The organism is Oribacterium sp., from assembly GCF_057249185.1.
The window spans coordinates 1-4909 of the sequence record NZ_DBHIGR010000165.1; the positions used below are offsets into that span (position 1 = coordinate 1).

The following is a 4909-nucleotide window of genomic DNA, read 5'->3' on the forward strand; positions in this document are numbered from 1 at the left end:
ACGATTTGACAGATCCTAAGATGCTTGCTCACCTTTTGAAATATGATTCTTCTCAGGGAAGATATAAGTATTGCGATAGCGTTGTGGCCGGCGAGGACTACATCGAGGTTAAGGGAAAGAAGATTAAGATTTATAAGGAGGCTGACGCTTCCAAGTTACCTTGGGGACAGCTTTCCGTAGACGTAGTTCTTGAGTGTACCGGTTTCTACACCTCCAAGGATAAGGCAAATGCTCATATCCAGGCCGGTGCTAAGAAGGTAGTTATTTCTGCACCTGCAGGAAATGATCTTCCTACTATCGTATACAATGTTAACCATGAGACCATTAAGGCTGAGGACAACATCATTTCCGCAGCATCCTGCACCACCAACTGTCTTGCACCGATGGCTAAGGCTTTAAATGATTTCGCTCCAATTCAGTCCGGTATCATGGCAACTATCCATGCTTACACCGGAGACCAGATGATCCTTGACGGACCACAGAGAAAGGGAGATTTAAGAAGAGCTCGCGCAGGAGCTATCAACATCGTTCCAAACTCTACCGGTGCTGCTAAGGCTATCGGTTTGGTTATCCCTGAGTTAAACGGTAAGTTAATCGGTTCTGCACAGAGAGTTCCTGTTCCAACAGGTTCCACAACCCTCCTTTTCGCAGTTGTTAAGTCTTCTCAGGAAGTTACCAAGGAAGCTATCAATGCTGCTATGAAGAAGGCTTCCGATCCTGAGACCTTTGGCTACACAGAGGAAGAGTTGGTTTCCAGCGATATCATCGGAATGACCTATGGATCTCTTTTCGATGCTACTCAGACTATGGTATCCAAGGTTGGCGATGACCTTTATGAGGTTCAGGTTGTATCTTGGTATGACAACGAGAACTCCTATACTTCTCAGATGGTTCGTACCATTAAGTACTTCGAGAAGTTTGTAAAGTAATTTTATAGGCATAGTTTTTTGCGGAAAGCCGCCGGAGAGGATCCGGTGGCTTTTTCCGAAGTAGAGAAGGAGAGAAGTATGGCAGAGTTAAATAAGAAAACCGTAGATGACATTTCCGTAAAAGGCAAGAGAGTTTTATGCCGTTGTGATTTTAACGTACCTTTAAAAGAGGGAAAGATTACCGATGAGAACCGTCTTGTTGCAGCGCTTCCTACCATTAAGAAGCTGATTGCAGATGGCGGAAAGGTAATTTTATGTTCTCACCTTGGAAAGCCAAAGGGAGAGCCTAAGCCTGAGCTTTCTTTAGCTCCTGTGGCAAAGCGTCTTTCCGAGCTTTTGGGACAGCCGGTTGTTTTTGCCAAGGATGATACGGTAGTAGGAGAAAATGCTAGAGCTGCTGTAGAAAAGATGAAGGACGGAGATGTAGTTCTTCTGGAGAATACCCGTTATCGTGCAGAGGAGACCAAGAACGGAGAGGCTTTCTCCAAGGAATTGGCTTCTTTAGCGGATGTTTTCGTAAATGATGCCTTCGGAACCGCACACAGAGCACACTGCTCCAATGTGGGAGTTACCCAGTTTATTTCCGGACCTGCTGTAGTAGGTTACTTAATGCAGAAGGAAATTCAGTTCCTGGGACAGGCTGTAGAAAATCCTGTTCGTCCCTTCGTTGCCATTCTTGGCGGTGCCAAGGTGTCCGATAAGTTAAATGTAATCTCCAACCTTTTAGAGAAGTGCAATACTCTGATTATTGGTGGAGGTATGGCATTTACCTTCGTAAAGGCTATGGGCTATGAAATCGGAAAGTCCTTAGTGGATGACGAGAAGCTTTCCTACTGTAAAGAAATGCTTGAAAAGGGCAAGAAATTAGGCTGTGAGATTCTGCTTCCGGTAGATGCGGTTTGTGCGGCATCTTTCCCGGATCCTATTGATGATGCCAACTTAGCAGTAAAGACTGTGGATATTTCCGAGATTCCTGCAGATATGCTGGGCTTGGATATCGGACCGAAGTCTGCAGAGCTTTTTGCCAATGCGGTGAAGTCTGCAAAGACTGTGGTATGGAACGGACCTATGGGTGTTTTTGAGAACCCTGTATTGGCTAAGGGAACCATTGCAGTAGCAAAGGCTTTGGCAGAGACAGAGGCTACTACCATTATCGGTGGTGGAGACAGTGCCGCAGCGGTAAATATCCTGGGCTTCGGAGATAAGATGACCCATATTTCCACCGGCGGCGGAGCTTCCTTAGAGTTCCTGGAGGGAAAAGAGCTTCCCGGCGTTGCAGCTGCAAATAATAAGTAAGAAGTTCTATAAGTAATCAGATAAATCCGTATGCATAGAAGTCAGTATATACAGATGTCGTTAAGGACAGTAGTCAGTAAATACAGAAATCAGTATATAGAGTATTATGCATAAGATAGATAGAAATTGTAGGAAATAGGTGAGAAGATGAGAAAGAAAATTATTGCAGGAAACTGGAAGATGAATATGACCGTAACAGAGGCCAAGGCTTTATGCGATAAACTGCTTCCCTTGGTGAATACGGATGCGGTGGACGTGGTTTTCTGTGTACCGGCTATCGACATTGTACCTGTAGTGGAGAAGCTTCAGGGCTCCAAGATTTCCGTAGGCGCTGAGAACCTGTATTTTGAAGAGTCCGGTGCCTACACCGGAGAAATTTCCGCCAATATGTTGGTAGATGCAGGGGTAAAGTACGTTATCATGGGACACTCCGAGCGTAGAGGATATTTCCATGAGACAGATGAGGATATCAACAAGAAGGCTAAGAAGGCTTTGGAAAAGGGGCTTACCCCTATCATTTGCTGTGGAGAAAGCTTAGAGCAGAGAGAGATGGGCATTTACTTTGAGTGGATTTCCATGCAGATTAAGGCGGCTTTCCAGGGAATTTCCGCTGAGGATGCCGGAAAGTGCGTTATCGCTTATGAGCCAATCTGGGCCATCGGAACCGGAAAGACTGCAACGGCAGAGCAGGCGGAAGAGGTTTGTGCATACATCCGTAAGGTAATTTGCGAAATCTATTCCCAGGCGGTTGGAGAGAAAATTCGTATTCAGTATGGCGGATCTATGAATGCCGGAAACTGCAAGGAGCTTCTGTCTAAGCCAAACATTGATGGCGGATTAATCGGCGGCGCATCCCTTAAAGAGGAGTTTGCCAAGATTGTAAACTACCAGGATTAAGAAGAAGTACCAGAATTTTAAAGGAGTACCGTACGTATAACGTACGGTACTCCTTTAAAATTCTTAACGAGTATCGCACGCGTAGTGTGCAATATCTCGTTGAAGGATTATAAAGAAGCTTTAATAATCGGGGATGTTGGCTAGCCTGTTATGCAGTATAGGTCTGAAAAAGGGGTAATCTGAGCCCGTGGGTTCTTGGCTTTTGTCTTTTAAAAGCTTAGAACCCCTAAGGCTAGACTTTTCTTCAGAAAAGCCTAGCCTGGACAAAGCCAACTTCCGAAGGACGTTGCTTTGCGAAGCAAAGTGAGCAGTGGTTAACCTAAACCACTGCTCAGCATGGCGAGGTTAGCGAGAGCGTGCCCCGTTTTAGACCTATACTGCATAAAGGCTATTTATAAAACTGATTAAAGTCTCTTTATAATCCTAAAATTTTCTCTTTGGATTTTTCGGGAACCAGCCTTTTTCCACTCTTTTTTCCTGCTCGTATAATTCATGGATGCTCCAAAAGCAGGAGATGCCGAAGATGGCCAGGCTTCCTGAGAGGAATAGAGAGGAAAGAAAAAGGCTGGCTATACAAGCGGATAAACCTATGAGGAAGAATAGCCAGGCTATTTTCTTACTAAAGTAATACTCCGCATAAACCACAATGGGATGAAAAGCTCCTATACAGAGAAAGCAAACCAAGCCTAAGAGTAAACCTTGAAAGCTCATAGTTTAAAATACTCCCTAAGCTCTCGAAGCAGGGTATCCAAATCCACCTCTGCCCGTTCACTCATAATCTTTACCGTGGCTTTAGGCATCATAATGCGGGCAAGAGGGGTATTTAAAGCCTTAAAGCGGTCACTTAAGCGAAAGAGAAGAGTCTTTACGTTGGGATCCGCTTCCAAAATATCCTTTAGCATGGTGTCTTCGGTGATTTCCGTTAGCTTTCCGGCTTCCAAAGTCCCTGTACTTTCTCTATGTCCTTTGTCTTCTAAAGTTCCTGCGTTTTCTTTATTGCCTTCAGCTTCCGAAGCCCTTATATTTTCTCTATTGCCTTCAGCTTTTAAAGTCCCTGCACTTTGTCCATTGCCTTCGCCTTCCGCAGTCCTTGCGCCTTCTCCCTTTTCCTGTTGTTCCCAGGTGAGAAGAGTTTGAGAACCTTGTAAGGAACGGATATGGGTGCAGTCCTGCATCATTTCCAGCACCCCCCGGAACTTTCCGTTTTCATCTCGAACCGCAAAGTAAACGATGTAAATAAAGAGGTCCGGCTTATTAATCCAAAACTCCGCCTTATCCTGCTCTCCGGAACGGAATTTCTTGATGATTTCCTCAACAATATGTACAGAAGCCTTGGGGTGACAGTTTTTCACATCTCTTCCGATGACATTTTTACTTCTGGGAAAAACTCTATGTTTGGTGTCGGTGTAGAAACATACCAGTTCATTTTCATCCACATAGGAAAGGTCTACCGGCATGTGCTGATAGATTAAATTAATCTGTTCCAGAGTAAGCTGGCCGGTAGTAACATTCAGCTTCTCCTCCTTATTGTTAAAGCCGTACTTTCCTAAAAGACCGGCCAGCTCTTCCGCAAAGCCCGGAGCGGAGGAAAGACCGGAGAGGGGAGAGGATGCTGCAGAAGAGGTAGAGGACTTTGGAATGTCTGTTTTGTCCTTGTCCACAGTAATATAGGCAAATCCGATTTCCTGATCTCCTTCAGCCATATAGCGGAATTCCTCATCACTAATCATTTCCAAGGAGGTGGGGTAGAGGATATTTTCTTCCTTGTCCATCAAATCCCGAACATC

5 protein-coding genes are annotated in these 4909 nt (G+C 44.9%); 3 read left to right on the forward strand and 2 right to left on the reverse strand.

Features of this window, described 5'->3' with window-relative positions; all coding sequences use genetic code 11:
• The 3 genes from ACO4PX_RS08595 to tpiA all read left to right on the forward strand — a co-directional run.
• A partial coding sequence (locus ACO4PX_RS08595) for a type I glyceraldehyde-3-phosphate dehydrogenase (protein ID WP_485572292.1) occupies nucleotides 1–929 on the forward strand: 929 nt, incomplete at its 5' end.
• A 78-nt stretch (nucleotides 930–1007) separates the two neighbouring features.
• Complete coding sequence (locus tag ACO4PX_RS08600) at nucleotides 1008–2225, forward strand: phosphoglycerate kinase (protein ID WP_040648449.1); 1218 nt, start codon at nucleotides 1008–1010, stop codon at nucleotides 2223–2225.
• Between the two features lie 147 nt (nucleotides 2226–2372).
• Nucleotides 2373–3122: a triose-phosphate isomerase gene (tpiA, locus tag ACO4PX_RS08605; protein WP_304070208.1), complete on the forward strand. Its 750-nt coding sequence runs from the start codon at nucleotides 2373–2375 to the stop codon at nucleotides 3120–3122.
• Between the two features lie 423 nt (nucleotides 3123–3545).
• On the opposite strand, the gene ACO4PX_RS08610 is transcribed toward tpiA, so the two are convergent.
• The gene (locus tag ACO4PX_RS08610; RefSeq protein WP_485544488.1) at nucleotides 3546–3833 is read right to left on the reverse strand and encodes a DUF4491 family protein; all 288 of its coding nucleotides are present in this window, start codon (nucleotides 3831–3833) and stop codon (nucleotides 3546–3548) included.
• A partial coding sequence (locus ACO4PX_RS08615; RefSeq protein ID WP_485572293.1) for a PAS domain-containing protein occupies nucleotides 3830–4909 on the reverse strand: 1080 nt, incomplete at its 5' end. The genes ACO4PX_RS08615 and ACO4PX_RS08610, both read right to left, overlap by 4 nt.